Here is a 13,650-nt window from a genome sequence, read left to right as displayed (position 1 = left end):
CGCTCAGTCGAGCCCGGCGACCGCGTGCGGCACGTACGGGCGTTCGAGCGTCGCGATTTCGTCGTCGGTGAGTTTCAGTTCGAGCGCGGCCAGCGCGTCGTCCAGTTGCGGCGTCTTCGAAATGCCGACGATCGGCGCGGTGACGCCGCGCTTCTGGGCAACCCACGCGAGCGCGACCTGTGCGCGCGGGACGTTGCGTGCGGCCGCGATCGTCGCGACGGCATCGATGATCGCCTTGTCCGATTCCGCGGTCGCGTCGTAAAGCCGCTGGCCGACCGCGTCGCTCTGCTGCCGCCCGGTCGATTCGTCCCAGTTGCGCGTGAGGCGGCCCCGGGCGAGCGGGCTCCACGGAATCACCGCGATCCCTTCGTCTTCGCACAGCGGCAGCATTTCCCGCTCCTCTTCCCGATACAGCAGGTTCAGGTGGTTCTGCATGCTGACGAAGCGGGTCCAGCCGTGCTGCTTCGACGTGTGCAGCGCCTTCGCGAACTGCCACGCGTACATCGACGACGCGCCGATATGGCGCGCCTTGCCGGCCTTCACGACGTCGTGCAGCGCCTCGAGCGTCTCCTCGAGCGGCGTGCCGTAGTCCCAGCGGTGGATCTGGTACAGATCGACGTAGTCGGTGCCGAGCCGTTTCAGGCTCTGGTCGATGTCGGTCATGATCGCCTTGCGCGACAGCCCCGCGCCGTTCGGCCCCGGCCGCATCCGGTAGAACACCTTGGTGGCGATCACGATCTCGTCGCGCTTCGCGAAATCGCGCAGCGCGCGGCCGACGATCTCCTCCGACGTGCCGTCCGAATACATGTTCGCGGTATCGAAGAAGTTGATGCCGGCTTCGACCGCCCGCTGGATGATCGGGCGGCTCTCCGCCTCCGGCAGCGTCCACGGATGCGTGCCGCGCGACGGCTCGCCGAACGTCATGCAACCCAGCACCAGCCTGGACACTTCCAGCCCTGTCGATCCGAATTTCACGTATTCCATTGCACGCCTCGCCATTGAAGTTGAGCTGACGGCCGGATGCGCGCCGCGCATCCGCCGGACCGTCGCATGGTATCGCGGGCGGCAAAAAGACGTGCGGCGTCGCCGCAGGGTACGAAGGGTATGCAGGGAGCGCGTCGGTGCGAACGCGCGTACGGCACCGGCTGCGCGGCACGTGCGCCGCGGCGCCGCCGGCTTACTTGACCTGGTCGGCGAGCGGCTGCAGGAACGCGGAAAAGCCGGTCAGCATGATCTGCACGCCGATGCACAGCAGCAGGAACGCCGACACGCGCTTCGCGACCTTGGTGCCCTCGCTGCCGAGGTAGCGCGACAGCAGCGCGGAACGGCTGTAGACCTGCCAGATCACGATCGCGACCAGCACGGACACGGCGATCGACACGATGCTCGACAGCATGAACTCCGACAGCTTGTGTGTGCGGTTCGCGTTCAGCGCGATCGCGGTCGCGATCGAGCCGGGGCCGACCGTCAGCGGCATGGTCAACGGGAAGAACGCGCGCGTCATGATCGCGTTCGCGTCGATCGGCTTGACCGGCGTATCGCCGCCGCCCGGCCCGTCGGGCTCGTTCAGCATCTGCCAGCCGGCCACCGCCACCGCGAAGCCGCCGCCGATCCGCAACGCTTCCATCGAAATCCCGAAGAAATGCAGCACCGGCGTGCCGGCGAAGAACGCGACCATCAGCACGATGAACGCATTGAACGCCACCTTCCTCGCGAGCAGATCGCGTTCTTGCTCGGTGAGCGCCTCGGTCCGTTCGAGAAACAGGAACGCGATGCCGATCGGGTTGATGATGCCGATCAGGCCGGTGAAGCCGAACAGGATCTCGGAGATAAGGCGGTTGACGATCATCGGATGAAGAATCGGTCGGGGCTGGGCCGGCAGCGCGCCGGAGGTCACGCATTGTAGAGCAAGCGCCCGCGCCCGCACCGCAAAATTGGGCCGGGCCCGCCGCGCGGGCGCGCGCCGCCGTGTCCCGTTAGCCGGCGCCCGTCTCCCATGCCGGCGGCCGCTTCGCGAAGAACGCGGCGAAGCCTTCCTTCGCTTCCGGTGTCGCCCGCACGCGGGAGATCGTCTGCGCGGTGAACGCCGCGCGCTCGTCCGACGGCGGATACTCGCCGATCGCGTCGAAGAAGCGCTTGATCTCCATCAGCGCGTTCGGGCCGTTGCGGCCGAGTTCGGCGAGTGTCCGCTCGAGCGTTTCGTCGAGCGAATCGAGCGGCACGGCCTGGTGGATCAGACCGATCGCGACCGCGTCGCCGGCGGCGAGCTGGGTCGCCGTCAACGCGAGCCGGCGCGCCTGGCGCTGGCCGACCGCCTCGACCAGATACGGGCCGATCACCGCCGGCAGGATTCCGAAGCGCGCCTCGCTGACCGAGAAGCGCGCGTGATCGCTCGCGATCACGATGTCGCACGCCGCGCACAGGCCCACGCCGCCGCCGAACGCATGGCCCTGCACGCGCGCCACCGTCGGCTTCGGGCATTGCCGGATCGCGCGCATCATCGCGGCGAACCGCTGCGCATCGCGCAGGTTCGCCGCCGCGTCATTCGCGCTCGCGCGCTGCATCCACTGCAGGTCGGCGCCCGCGCAGAACGCGCGGCCGTCCGAACGCAGCACGATCGCGCGCACGTCGTCGCGCCGGCCGAGCGACGTGAACGCATCGGTCAGCTCGGCGATCATCGTCTCGTCGAACGCGTTGAGCACGTCGCCGCGCTGCAGCGCGACGGTGGCGATACCGCGCGCATCGACCGTGACGGCCAGGGTCTTCAATTCATCCATCGCACAGGTTTCCTCGGGGAGTACGGCAAACGGGGGATCAGGCAGCCACGCGGCGGTCGATCACGCGTCGCGCCTTGCCGGTCGCGGTCGCGGGAATGCCGCCCGCCGGCAGTACCGTCACGCCGGACGACACGCCGACCAGCGTCTTGATCCGGTGCTGCAGCTCGCGCGCGAGCGCCGCACGATCGCTTTCGCCGACGGACGCGGCCGCCTCGGAGCGCAGTTCGACCGCGACGTCGAGCCGGTCCATGTGACCGTCGCGCGACAGCGTGATCTGGAACTGGCCCGACAACTGCGGCAGCGCGACGACGATCTCCTCGATCTGGCTCGGGAACACGTTCACGCCGCGCACGATCAGCATGTCGTCGGAGCGGCCGGTGATCTTCGCGAGACGGCGCATCGCGCGTGACGTCGGCGGCAGCAGCGCGGTGAGGTCGCGCGTGCGGTAGCGGATCACCGGCATCGCCTCCTTCGTCAGCGACGTGAACACCAGCTCGCCCGGGCTGCCGTCCGGCAGCACTTCGCCCGTGACCGGATCGATGATCTCCGGGTAGAAATGGTCTTCCCAGATCACCGGGCCGTCCTTCGTCTCGACGCATTCGCACGCGACGCCCGGGCCCATCACTTCCGACAGCCCGTAGATGTCCAGCGCGTCGATGCCCACGCGCGTCTCCACTTCCTCGCGCAGCGCCTGCGTCCACGGCTCGGCGCCGAAGATGCCGATCTTCAGCGACGACTCGGCCGGGTCCATCCCCTGCCGCACCATTTCGTCGATCAGGTTCAGCATGTACGACGGCGTGACGAGAATGATCTTCGGTTCGAAATCGCGGATCAGCTGCACCTGCTTCTCGGTCTGCCCGCCCGACATCGGCACGACCATGCAACCGAGCCGTTCCGCGCCGTAGTGAATCCCGAGCCCGCCCGTGAAGAGCCCGTAGCCGAACGCGTTGTGCAGCGTGTCGCCCGGGCGGCCGCCCGCTGCGCGGATCGAACGCGCGGTGACGTTCGCCCACGTGTCGATGTCGCGCGCGGTGTAGCCGACCACGGTCGGCTTGCCGGTCGTGCCGCTCGACGCATGCACGCGCACGACCTGCTCGCGCGGCACCGCGAAGAGCCCGAACGGATAGTTGTCGCGCAGGTCGTTCTTGGTCGAGAACGGGAATTTCGCGAGATCGGCGAGCGACTTCAGGTCGTCCGGATGCACGCCCGCCGCGTCGAACGTGCGGCGATAGTGCGGGACGTTGTCGTACGCATGGCGCAGCGACCACTTGAGGCGCGCGAGCTGCAGCGCCTGCAGTTCGTCGCGGCTGGCTGTCTCGATCGGTTCGAGGGCGGCGGCGGGATGCGTCGGGTGAGTCATCGGGGTGCTCCTCCAGTGGAGTGATGTCGTTGTCGTGTTCGAGGTAACGGGGCCGGCGTCACGAGCGGAACGTGCGGCCGGCCGCATGCAGTGCGGCGATGCGCGGCGACACGCGGTAGCGGTCCTCGCCGTAGCTCGCCGCGAGGTTCGACAGCACGCGATGCACGCGGCCGATGCCGATCGCATCGGCCCACGCGAGCGGGCCGCACGGGTAGTTCACGCCCTTCTCCATCGCGAGATCGAGATCGGCGGGCGAGCACACGCCCTGGTTTACCGTGTCGGCCGCCTCGTTCGCGAGCATCGCGACGGTGCGCATCGCGACCATACCCGGCACGTCCGCGATGCCGACCACACGAAAACCCGCCTGCTGGAACAGGCCGACCGCGTCCGCATACGCGGCATCGCTGCACTGGAGCGCGCGCGTCAGCGCAACGAGCCCGGCCTGCGCGTAATCGCGCGCCAGGTCGACCAGCACCAGATCGGCCACGCCCGTCTGCGCGGCGCGGGCGGTAGCCGTGCGGCCGTCGGTCAGCGCGATCGACGCGCGGCCGGCCGTCGCGAGCAGGTCGTCGGCATGCGCGCCGGCCTGCCGGGCGAGCGCGACGCGTTGCGCGAAACGCGCATGCAGCGCGGCGGCCGGGCCGTCCTGCGCAAACAGCGCGACGTCGGCCGGCGCGTCGCGCGGCGTTTCGACATCGGGCGCGGGCGGCGTCGCCCCGTCCGCATACGAATAGAAGCCGCGCCCCGACTTGCGCCCGAGAAAGCCCGCGTTCACGAGTTCCTGCTGGATCAGCGACGGCGTGTAGCGCGGATCGTTGAAGTACGCGCGAAACACCGATTCGGTCACCGCGAAGTTCACGTCGTGCCCGATCAGGTCCATCAGCTCGAACGGCCCCATCCGGAAGCCGCCGGCCTCGCGCATCACCGCGTCGATCGAGGCCGGCGTGCCGCCCTGCTCGTTCAGCACCCGCAGCGCTTCCGCGTAGTACGGCCGCGCGACGCGGTTCACGATGAAGCCGGGCGTCGATTTCGCCATCACGGGCTGCTTCCCCCATGCGGCGGCGCTCGCGTACAGCCGTTGCGCGACGTCGGGCGCGGTCGCGAGCCCGCTGACCACTTCGACGAGCGCCATCAGCGGCGCCGGGTTGAAGAAATGCAGGCCGGCGACGCGCTGCGGCACGCGCAGCCCCGCCGCGATCGACGTGATCGAGATCGACGACGTGTTGGTTGCCAGCACGCACGCGTCGTCGACATGACGCTCGAGCGTCGCGAAGATCTCGCGCTTCACGTCGAGCCGCTCGGCCGCCGCCTCGACGATCAGCGCGGCGCCCGCGAAATCGGCCAGTTCACGCACCGCGCGAATCCGGTTGCCGGCCGCGTCGGCTTCGGCCGGTTCGAGCCGGCCTTTCTCCGCGAGTCGCGCGAACTGCGCGCGGATGCCCGTCAGCGCGCGCTCGCACGCGGCTTCGTTCAGGTCGTACAGCAGCACCGTATGGCCGGCCGCCGCCGCAACCTGCGCGATGCCCGCGCCCATCGCGCCGGCACCGATCACGCCGACGACGGCCGACGGCGCCAGCGCGCCCGAGTTCACCGAATGTGCAGAAGAAACAGCCATCGCTTGCGATCCGTCATGAAGTGAAAGTGCGGGCAATTATAAACCGACCGGTCGGTAGATTTATGTCAGGGCGTGCCCGAATGTGTCGTGCAAGAGACCGTTACGGAAACTGCAAAGACAAAAAATTTGAAAGTCCCGGGCACTTTTTGCGAACAGAAAGGTCAATGAAAGCATTCGAATATGAGATGGTGACCCCCAAACGCCTGATAAAATTCGACAAATCGCCGGATTTCAGGGGGAAACCGCGTGCCACGTCGCCACCGCCGTCCATCGCCGGCCGCCCTTCCGGGGTCGGAACCGGGCCTCCGGCTCGCGCGTCTCACACGGGCTCGTGCCGCCTTCTGCGGCCGGCCGCATCGAATCGTTTCATCCAGCGACGGGCTCCGTCCCGCCCGCGCCCCTCGCCGCTTCACGGCGGCGAATCCAGGGCAGCGCCGTTGCGTGCTGCCACCCTTCGGTTTCATCGTCCTCGTTCGGCGGATAGTACGGCCGGGCTTCGTCAATCCGTGACGGCGCGTCGCGCGCCGCCACCCGCATAAGGAAACCCTCCATGCCGCTCTCGTCCAACCAGCTCCCGCGCTGGACCCTCGTCGCCCCGCTTGCCGCATGGCTGGTCCTCGCGCTGTCGCGCGTCGTGCCGGCCGAAGGCCTCGTCATCGCGGTGTTGGCCGCCGCGCTCGCCGGCGCCGTGTTCGCCGCCGTCCACCACGCCGAAGTCGTCGCGCATCGCGTCGGCGAGCCGTTCGGCACGCTCGTGCTCGCGGTCGCCGTGACCGTCATCGAGGTCGCGCTGATCGTCTCCGTGATGCTCGGCGCGGGCCCCGAGAAATCGGGCCTCGCCCGCGACACCGTGTTCGCCGCCGTGATGATCATCTGCAACGGCATCGTCGGCATCTGCCTGCTGGTCGGCGCGTGGAAGCACGGCGAGCAGGACTTCCAGGGGCGCGGCGCGAGCAAGGCGCTCGCGGTACTCGCGTCGCTGTCGGTGCTGTCGCTCGTGATGCCGAACTACCTGAACGCCGCACCGGGCCCGTTCTTTTCGAAATCGCAGCTCGCGTTCGCCGGCGTGTCGTCGCTCGTGCTGTACGGCGCGTTCGTGTTCGTGCAGACCGTGCGCCACCGCGACTACTTCCTCGCCGCGCACGACAGCGCGAACGAGGCGGTTCACGCGGCGGCCCCGAGCAACCGCACCGCCGTGATCAGCATGGTGCTGCTGTTCGCCAGCCTCGTCGCCGTGGTGCTGCTCGCGAAGCTGCTGTCGCCGGCCGTCGAGCATGCGGTGCTGCAGCTTGGTGCGCCCGAAGCCGCGGTCGGCATCGTGATCGCCGCGCTCGTGCTGCTGCCTGAAGGCCTCGCGGCCGTCACCGCCGCGCGCGCGAATCGCCTGCAGACCAGCATGAACCTCGCGCTCGGCTCGGCGCTCGCGAGCATCGGGCTCACGATCCCGACCGTCGCGGCCGTGTTCATCTGGGTCGGCCAGCCGCTCACGCTCGGCATCGGCCCGATGGAAACCGTGCTGCTGGCGCTGACGCTGCTGGTCAGCACGCTGACGCTCAGCCAGGGTCGCACGACGGTGCTGCACGGCGTCGTGCACCTGTCGCTGTTCGCCGCGTACCTGTTCCTGTCGATCACGCACTGACGCCAGAACGCACACGGCCCGGCGGAGCTTCTCCGCCGGGCCGTTGCAATCCATCCCCCCCTTCAGTCACCCACGCCGCCGCTGTCGCACCGGAATCACCCGATGCTGGCCCGCCAGGATCACGTTCGGGTTCGGGTTCGCGAGGGTGTTGCGACGTCGAACCTCTTGATAGCGCTCCCCACGGCCGAGCCTGCTCGCGTTCGTTTTTCAAGCTCGATCGAAATGCGTCGGACGCCGGCAGCCGCCGGCCGGTCACGCAAGCCGACGGCGCAATGCAAGGCGGGGCGCGACGAGCGTCACGAGGCGCCGATGCGGGCGCCGCTCAGGATTGCAAAATTGTCACGCGCCGGCATCGTGCAGGCGGCCAACTCAGAATCCGTACAGCACCGCCGGGTTGTCGGCCAGAATCGCCCGGGTGAGCGCGTCGTCCGCGGTGCAGTCATCCAGCCAGCGGAGCAAGCTCGTGTCGTCCGGAACCGGCGACGTGTTCGGGTGCGGCCAGTTGCTGCCCCACACGCAACGCGTCGAATGGTTACGCGCCAGCACGGCGGCCAGACGCGCGACATCGTCGTAGCCGGGCGCGCCCGAGCGCGACGTCTCGTACGGCGCCGACAGCTTCACCCATGCGTGGCCGCGGTCGAGCAGGCGGCGCAGCGCGACAAACGCCGGCGCGTCCGGCGCGACGGGCGTCAGGAACTTGCCCGTGTGATCGATCACGACACGCGCCTGTAGCGACGACAACGCCGGCAGCACGTCCGGCAGCGTCAGGCCGTCGAGCTGCACGTCGATGTGCCAGCCAAGCGGCCCGATCCGCGCGGCCACCCGCTCCAGGTCGTCCCACCGCGCCAGGCCGCCCGACAGCATCATGAACCGCACACCGCGCACGCCCGCCGCATGCAATCGCGCCAGTTCTGCGTCCGGCACGTCGACCGGCAGCGTCGCGACGCCGCGCGCCCGCTCGCCGAATGCGGCCAGCGCGTCGAGCAGGCAGCGGTTGTCGACGCCATAGCCGGTCGGCTGCACGATCACGACGCGAGCAAGGCCGAGCGCCTGCTGCACGCGGCGATACGCATCGACCGGCGCGTGCGGCGGACGGAACGTCGCCGTCGGTGCGAGCGGATAGGCGTCGTCGTAGATATGGATGTGGCAATCGCAGGCGTCGGCCATCCGCCCGGCGCGCTCGTCGCGTGTCATCGCGTGCCCCTCCCCGTATCCGGGCGTGCCGTCCGCCAGCGCGCGAGCCGCGTCGCACGCTCCGCGTTGACCGCGCCGCGCGGCACGCTGCCGGCGAGCAGCGCGGCGAGCTGATCGACCGTCTCCAGTGCCTGGTGCTCGACCGCGGGCAGCGTCAGGCCGCCGACGTGCGGCGTCGCGATCACGCGCGGATGCGCGGCGAGTGCGGGCGTAGGCATCTGGTCCGCCGCGCGCCCGACGTCGAGGGCGCAGCCTGCGAGCCGGCCGGTGTCGAGCGCGTCGGACAGCGCCCGCTCGTCGACCAGCTCGCCGCGCGACGCGTTGATGAAGTACGCGCCCGGCTTCATCGCCGCGAACGCACCCGCATCGATCAGGTGCGCGGTTTCCGGCGTTGCCGGCGCGAGGCACACGACGAAATCGGCAGCCTGCAGCAGCGTGGGGAATTCGACCTGTTCGAGCGTCGGCTCGTCGACGCGCACGTACGGATCGCTGACGAGCACGCGCATCCCGAGCGCCGTCGCGATCGGCGCGAGGTGGCGCGCGATCTGTCCGTAACCGATCAGGCCGAGCGTGCTGCCGCGCAATTCGCGGCCCATCCGCGGCGCCGGCGGCGTTCCCTGGTGGTACGCCGACGCATAGCGGCCGATACCGCGCGCCAGATCGATCATCGCGCCGATCGTCCACTCGGCGACCGCCGGCGCGAAGCCGGGGCTCGCCTGCGTGACCAGCACGCCGAATGCGCTCGCCGCGTCGACATCGACGGTGCGGATATCGACCGCGCACCGCAGAAACGCCGCCAGCGCGGGCAGCCCCGCGAACAGCGCATGCGGCGCGGGCGTCTGCCGGTACGCGATCATCGCATCGCAACCCTGCGCGGCCGCCACCAGTTCGTCCGTGCGCAGCTCGCGATCGAGCGGGTTGCACGTGACGTCCGCGATCGCCTGCAGCGCGCGCATCGCCTTCGCGCCGAAATACTGGTCGAGCCGCCCGGACGGATGCGTGATGAAGACGCGCGTCATGCGGCGCCTCCGTGCGAATCGTCGACCTGCGGCGGCGACGCGACCGACGCGCGCTCGACGAGCGTCACGCCGGAAAACACGTGCGGCTCGGGCGCAGGCGGCGACTCGCCGTCCGGCCGCATCACGCGCCGCACCATTTCCTCGGCCATCTCGGTGACGGGCAATTGCACCGTGGTCAGCGCCGGATTGGAAATCGCCGACAGGAAATGCCCGTCCATCCCGACGACCGACACGTCGTCCGGCACGCGCAGGCCGCCGTCGCGCAGCCCGGCCATCAGGCCGAGCGCGAACAGGTCGTTGACCGCGACGATGCCGGTCGGCCGCGCCGGATCGGCGGCAAGCGCGACGCCGAGCGCACGCCCCACGTCGACGATCACCGCATCGCCGTACTCGTTCGCGGGACCGCCGTCGAGCACCTGCGCATTCGCGTCGAGGCCCGCGTCGCGCGCCGTCGCGAGAAAGCCGCGGATCTTGTCGCTGCGGCTCACCGTCATGCCGGCGACCGTCGCGAACGCGAGCCGCCGGTGTCCCGCGTCGACGAGGCAACGCGTCGCGAGCCGCGCGGCGGCCTCGTTGTCGGCCGTGACGTGATCGACCTTCGACGGCTCGCCGGGCGTCGCGCGCCGGTCGTAGCTCACGACCGTCATCCCGCGCGCGGCCGCGCGCTCGAGATGGCTTTCGTCGGCCAGCGACGAGATCACGATCACGCGCCGCACGCCATGCGCGAACAGGTCGTCGAAGAACGACGCCTCTTTCATCGCATCGCGATACGTATTGCCGATCAGCACGCGATGACCGTAGCGTTCCTGCGCACAGGCCTCGACCTCGCGCGCGATGTAGCCGTACATCGGGTTCGCCATCGACGGCACCAGCAGCCCGACGAGCGGCGTCTGCCCCGTCTTGAGCTGGCGCGCGAGCGTACTGGGCCGGTACTGCAGCGCCTGCATCGCGGCCTGCACGCGTTCGAGCGTTTCCTGCTTCATCTGGTCGGTGCGGCCGTTGAGCACGTTCGAAACCGTGCTGACCGAAACGGCCGCATGACGGGCCACGTCCTGAATCGTACTCATGTCGTCTTGCGGTAAAGGGCGGCTACAGGCCGAAGCGGGCCGGCAGCCACAACGAAAACGCCGGTGCGAGAATCAGCGCCACGAGGGCGGCCACCAGCACCAGCAGATATTTCACCATCGGGCGGGCGACGTGCCGGACTTCGGTGCCCGTGATCGCGCAGGTCGTGAACAGCCCGAGCCCGACCGGCGGTGCGAACAGCCCCAGCCCCATCGCCACCACCACGACCGTGCCGAAATGCAGCGGGTTGATGCCGAGCTGCAGCGCGATCGGCGCAAGCAGCGGCCCGAAGATGATCAGCGCCGGCGCGCCCTCGAGCACCGCGCCGAACACGACCATCACCAGCGCCGCGAGCAGCAGGAACATCGTCGCGCCGTACTGGTGGGCGAACGCCGTCATTGTGCCCGAGACCAGCGCGGGAATTTGCTCGATCGACAGCGCGAACGACACGCTCGACGCCGCGGCGACGATGAACAGGATGCCACCCGCCATCGACGCGGCGCGCACGAACACGCGCCCGACCGAACGCCAGGTCAGCTCGCGAAACGCGAGCCAGCCCGCCACGAGCGCATAGACCACCGCAAACGCGGACACCTCGGTCGACGTCGCGATCCCCGACGTCACGCCCTTGCCGATCATCGCGACCATCGCCAGCGCGACCAGCGCGCCGCCCGCGAGCGGCAGCCATGCGCGGCGCTCCGTGAACACCGCCGAGACGTCGATGCGGCGCCCGGTGATCACCGTGACCACGGCGAGCGACGCGGCCAGCACCGCGGCCGGCACGATGCCCGCGACGAACAGCCCGGCGATCGAGATGTTCGCGACGAAGCCCATGATGATCATGTTCACGCAGGGCGGGATGGTCTCGGCCATCACCGCGCTGCACGCGAGCAGCGCGGCCGTTTCGTCAGGATCCTGGCGCGCGCGGCGCACGGCCGGCATCACGACGCCGCCGACCGCGGCGATGTCCGCGAGCTTGGAGCCCGACACGCCGGAAAAGCAGGCCGTCGCGAGAATCACGATCAGTCCGAGCCCGCCGCGCACGCGCCCGAAGATTCGCAGCAGCAGTTCGACGAGCCGTGCGGACATGCCGTTCGATTCCATCAGCAGCCCCGCCAGCACGAAGAACGGCACGGCGAGCAGCACGAAGTGATCGGCGCCGGCCATGACCTGCTGCGAGTAGACGAGCAGCGGCAGCGTCGGGTCGGCCAGGAAATACAGCAGCGCCGAGAACGCGAGCACGAAACCGATCGGCACGCCCAGCACGAGCCCGCCGATGAACCCGGCCGCCAGCAGCATGCCGGGCGCGATCGCGTGCGCCGGCACCAGCACATTCCATCCGTACAGCGCGGCCGCGCATCCGGCGCAGCACGCGAGCGTGCCGACCACGCGGCGGCGCGGCGCGTCGAGCGCGTTCGCCAGCGCGAACACGGTCATGAACAGCGCGCCGAACATCATCGGATACACGTTGATCCACCCCGGCAGCCCGCCCGGCGTCAGCTGGTCGTACGAATCGGCGAGCAACTGGCACGACGACACCAGCAGGTTCAGCGAGACGGCCGCGACGATCCAGTGGCCGATCTGCACGAGCGCCCCCTGCCAGCGCGCTGGGAACCAGCCGCGAAACAGGTCGATGCCGACGTGCTGGCTGCGCCCCAGCACCGTCGCCGCGCCGAAGAACACCAGCACGATCATCAGCGCGCTCGCGACCTCCTCGGTCCAGTCGAGCGGGTCGTGCAGGAAATAACGGCACACGACCGACACGAACACGACGAGCACGTCGACGGCCAGCACCGCCGCGGACACGATTTCGATCGTGCGCAGCATCGCGTCCAGCATGCGGGCGGCGCGGCGCGCCGGACGGCCGGCGCCCGGCGCCGCCGCGGCGCCCGAAACGGAACAGGTCTCCATCGTTCAGCCCCGTGCGGCGGCAATCGCCGGAAACAGCGGCGCGGTCGCCGGATACTGCGCGGCGAACGCCGTATAGAGCCGGTCGTGCATCGTCTGCCGCAACGCCGCGCGTTCGGCCTCCGCCATCGGATGAAAGCGCATGCCGCGCTGCTTCAGCGCCTGCTCGGCCTGGTCGGCCTTCTGCGCGGCGATCGCGCGCTGCTGCGCGGTTGCGTCGGCCACCGCGCGATCGAACGCGGGGCGCAGGTTCGCCGGAATCCGGTCGAGCGCGCGCCGCCCCATCACGACGGTCATCGCGGCAAACACGTGATGCGATTGCCAGCACGATTTCACCACTTCCTCGAATTTGCTCGCGAGCACCGTGGCCGGATCGTGCTCGAGCCCGTCGACGACACCCGTCTGCACGGCCATGTACAGCTCGCCGAACGGAATCGGCGTCGGCACCGCGCCCATCGCCTTGAACGTGTCCATGAAGGCCGGCGTCGGCAGCACGCGCAGCTTCGTGCCCTTGATCCCCTGCAGCGCGACCACGGGCTGTTTCGTGAACACGCAACGCCCGCCGAAGTGCGAGCCCCAGGTCAGCACCGTGCAGCCCGCGCGTTTTTGCAGCAGCGCGTTCAGGGTTTTGCCGACCGGGCCGTCGAGCACTTTCGCGAGATGCGCATAGTCGTCGAACAGATAGCCGAGATCGAGCATCCCGAGTTCCGGCGCCACCGTCGCCCAGATCGACGAACCCGCGATCATCATGTCGATCGCGCCGATCTTGACCTGCTGCGCGACGTCGCTCTCCTTGCCGAGCTGGCTGTTCGGGAAGTAGTCGACGCGAATCGCATCGCCCACGCTCGCCTTCAGGTTCGCGGCCAGCCGCTCGTACCACGCGTAGTGCGCGGCGTTCTGGTCGGCCGGCATCGACGACGAGCAGCGCAACGTCACCGCAGGCTGCGCGCGCGCCACGCCGGGCAAGCCGCCCGCGGCCGCGAGCGTGGCGACGGACGCCGTCTGCAGAAAGCGCCGCCGGGTGTAGGTATTCATGGGCCGTCTCCTGTGCGTTTGCGTCTCGCGACGCAACT

Annotated in this window: 11 protein-coding genes; 1 reads left to right on the top strand and 10 read right to left on the bottom strand. The window is 69.5% G+C overall.

Annotated elements, in window-relative coordinates:
• Positions 1-3: 3 nt before the first annotated feature.
• The 5 genes from HWX08_RS03100 to HWX08_RS03080 all read right to left on the bottom strand — a co-directional run bounded on the left by HWX08_RS03100 (position 4) and on the right by HWX08_RS03080 (position 5,752).
• Positions 4-984, bottom strand: a complete 981-nt coding sequence (locus HWX08_RS03100) for an aldo/keto reductase (protein WP_069260139.1) — start codon at positions 982-984, stop codon at positions 4-6.
• Positions 985-1,177: 193 nt separating this feature from the next.
• A complete protein-coding gene (locus HWX08_RS03095) occupies positions 1,178-1,849 on the bottom strand; it encodes a MarC family protein (RefSeq protein WP_069260140.1) in 672 nt (223 codons plus the stop codon).
• A gap of 127 nt (positions 1,850-1,976) precedes the next feature.
• Entirely contained in the window at positions 1,977-2,777 is an 801-nt protein-coding gene (locus tag HWX08_RS03090; protein WP_174921791.1) for an enoyl-CoA hydratase-related protein, read from the bottom strand.
• Between the two features lie 37 nt (positions 2,778-2,814).
• Positions 2,815-4,137, bottom strand: coding sequence for a phenylacetate--CoA ligase PaaK (gene paaK / locus HWX08_RS03085; RefSeq protein ID WP_174921790.1), 1,323 nt, complete (start codon positions 4,135-4,137; stop codon positions 2,815-2,817).
• A 58-nt stretch (positions 4,138-4,195) separates the two neighbouring features.
• Positions 4,196-5,752 (bottom strand): 3-hydroxyacyl-CoA dehydrogenase, encoded by a 1,557-nt coding sequence (locus HWX08_RS03080; RefSeq protein WP_069260143.1) that lies wholly within the window; start codon positions 5,750-5,752, stop codon positions 4,196-4,198.
• A gap of 550 nt (positions 5,753-6,302) precedes the next feature.
• Here HWX08_RS03080 and HWX08_RS03075 point away from each other — a divergent pair.
• Positions 6,303-7,391, top strand: a complete 1,089-nt coding sequence (locus HWX08_RS03075; RefSeq protein ID WP_069260144.1) for a calcium:cation antiporter — start codon at positions 6,303-6,305, stop codon at positions 7,389-7,391.
• A gap of 369 nt (positions 7,392-7,760) precedes the next feature.
• On the opposite strand, the gene HWX08_RS03070 is transcribed toward HWX08_RS03075, so the two are convergent.
• The 5 genes from HWX08_RS03070 to HWX08_RS03050 are packed head-to-tail and all read right to left on the bottom strand — an operon-like array spanning position 7,761 to position 13,612.
• A complete protein-coding gene (locus tag HWX08_RS03070; protein WP_174921789.1) occupies positions 7,761-8,585 on the bottom strand; it encodes an amidohydrolase family protein in 825 nt (274 codons plus the stop codon).
• A complete protein-coding gene (locus HWX08_RS03065; RefSeq protein ID WP_174921788.1) occupies positions 8,582-9,604 on the bottom strand; it encodes a hydroxyacid dehydrogenase in 1,023 nt (340 codons plus the stop codon). Before HWX08_RS03065 ends, HWX08_RS03070 begins: the two co-directional genes overlap by 4 nt.
• Positions 9,601-10,671 (bottom strand): LacI family DNA-binding transcriptional regulator, encoded by a 1,071-nt coding sequence (locus HWX08_RS03060; protein ID WP_174921787.1) that lies wholly within the window; start codon positions 10,669-10,671, stop codon positions 9,601-9,603. The genes HWX08_RS03065 and HWX08_RS03060 overlap by 4 nt, the downstream gene beginning before the upstream one ends.
• Before the next feature lie 22 nt (positions 10,672-10,693).
• A complete protein-coding gene (locus tag HWX08_RS03055; protein ID WP_174921786.1) occupies positions 10,694-12,580 on the bottom strand; it encodes a TRAP transporter large permease in 1,887 nt (628 codons plus the stop codon).
• A gap of 3 nt (positions 12,581-12,583) precedes the next feature.
• Positions 12,584-13,612 carry a TRAP transporter substrate-binding protein gene (locus HWX08_RS03050; protein ID WP_174921785.1) on the bottom strand — a complete coding sequence of 343 codons (1,029 nt, stop codon included), beginning with the start codon at positions 13,610-13,612 and terminating at the stop codon, positions 12,584-12,586.
• Positions 13,613-13,650 lie beyond the last annotated feature (38 nt).

This window comes from Burkholderia metallica (assembly GCF_902832845.1).
GTDB classification, from domain to species: Bacteria; Pseudomonadota; Gammaproteobacteria; order Burkholderiales; family Burkholderiaceae; genus Burkholderia; species Burkholderia metallica.
This window is presented reverse-complemented; position numbering and strand designations above follow the sequence as displayed.

Coding starts and splice junctions, on each gene's coding strand:
- HWX08_RS03100 (WP_069260139.1), bottom strand. CDS start 984: ATGGAATACGTGAAATTCGGATCGACAGGGCTGGAAGTGTCCAGGCTG.
- HWX08_RS03095 (WP_069260140.1), bottom strand. CDS start 1,849: ATGATCGTCAACCGCCTTATCTCCGAGATCCTGTTCGGCTTCACCGGC.
- HWX08_RS03090 (WP_174921791.1), bottom strand. CDS start 2,777: ATGGATGAATTGAAGACCCTGGCCGTCACGGTCGATGCGCGCGGTATC.
- paaK (WP_174921790.1), bottom strand. CDS start 4,137: ATGACTCACCCGACGCATCCCGCCGCCGCCCTCGAACCGATCGAGACA.
- HWX08_RS03080 (WP_069260143.1), bottom strand. CDS start 5,752: ATGGCTGTTTCTTCTGCACATTCGGTGAACTCGGGCGCGCTGGCGCCG.
- HWX08_RS03075 (WP_069260144.1), top strand. CDS start 6,303: ATGCCGCTCTCGTCCAACCAGCTCCCGCGCTGGACCCTCGTCGCCCCG.
- HWX08_RS03070 (WP_174921789.1), bottom strand. CDS start 8,585: ATGACACGCGACGAGCGCGCCGGGCGGATGGCCGACGCCTGCGATTGC.
- HWX08_RS03065 (WP_174921788.1), bottom strand. CDS start 9,604: ATGACGCGCGTCTTCATCACGCATCCGTCCGGGCGGCTCGACCAGTAT.
- HWX08_RS03060 (WP_174921787.1), bottom strand. CDS start 10,671: ATGAGTACGATTCAGGACGTGGCCCGTCATGCGGCCGTTTCGGTCAGC.
- HWX08_RS03055 (WP_174921786.1), bottom strand. CDS start 12,580: ATGGAGACCTGTTCCGTTTCGGGCGCCGCGGCGGCGCCGGGCGCCGGC.
- HWX08_RS03050 (WP_174921785.1), bottom strand. CDS start 13,612: ATGAATACCTACACCCGGCGGCGCTTTCTGCAGACGGCGTCCGTCGCC.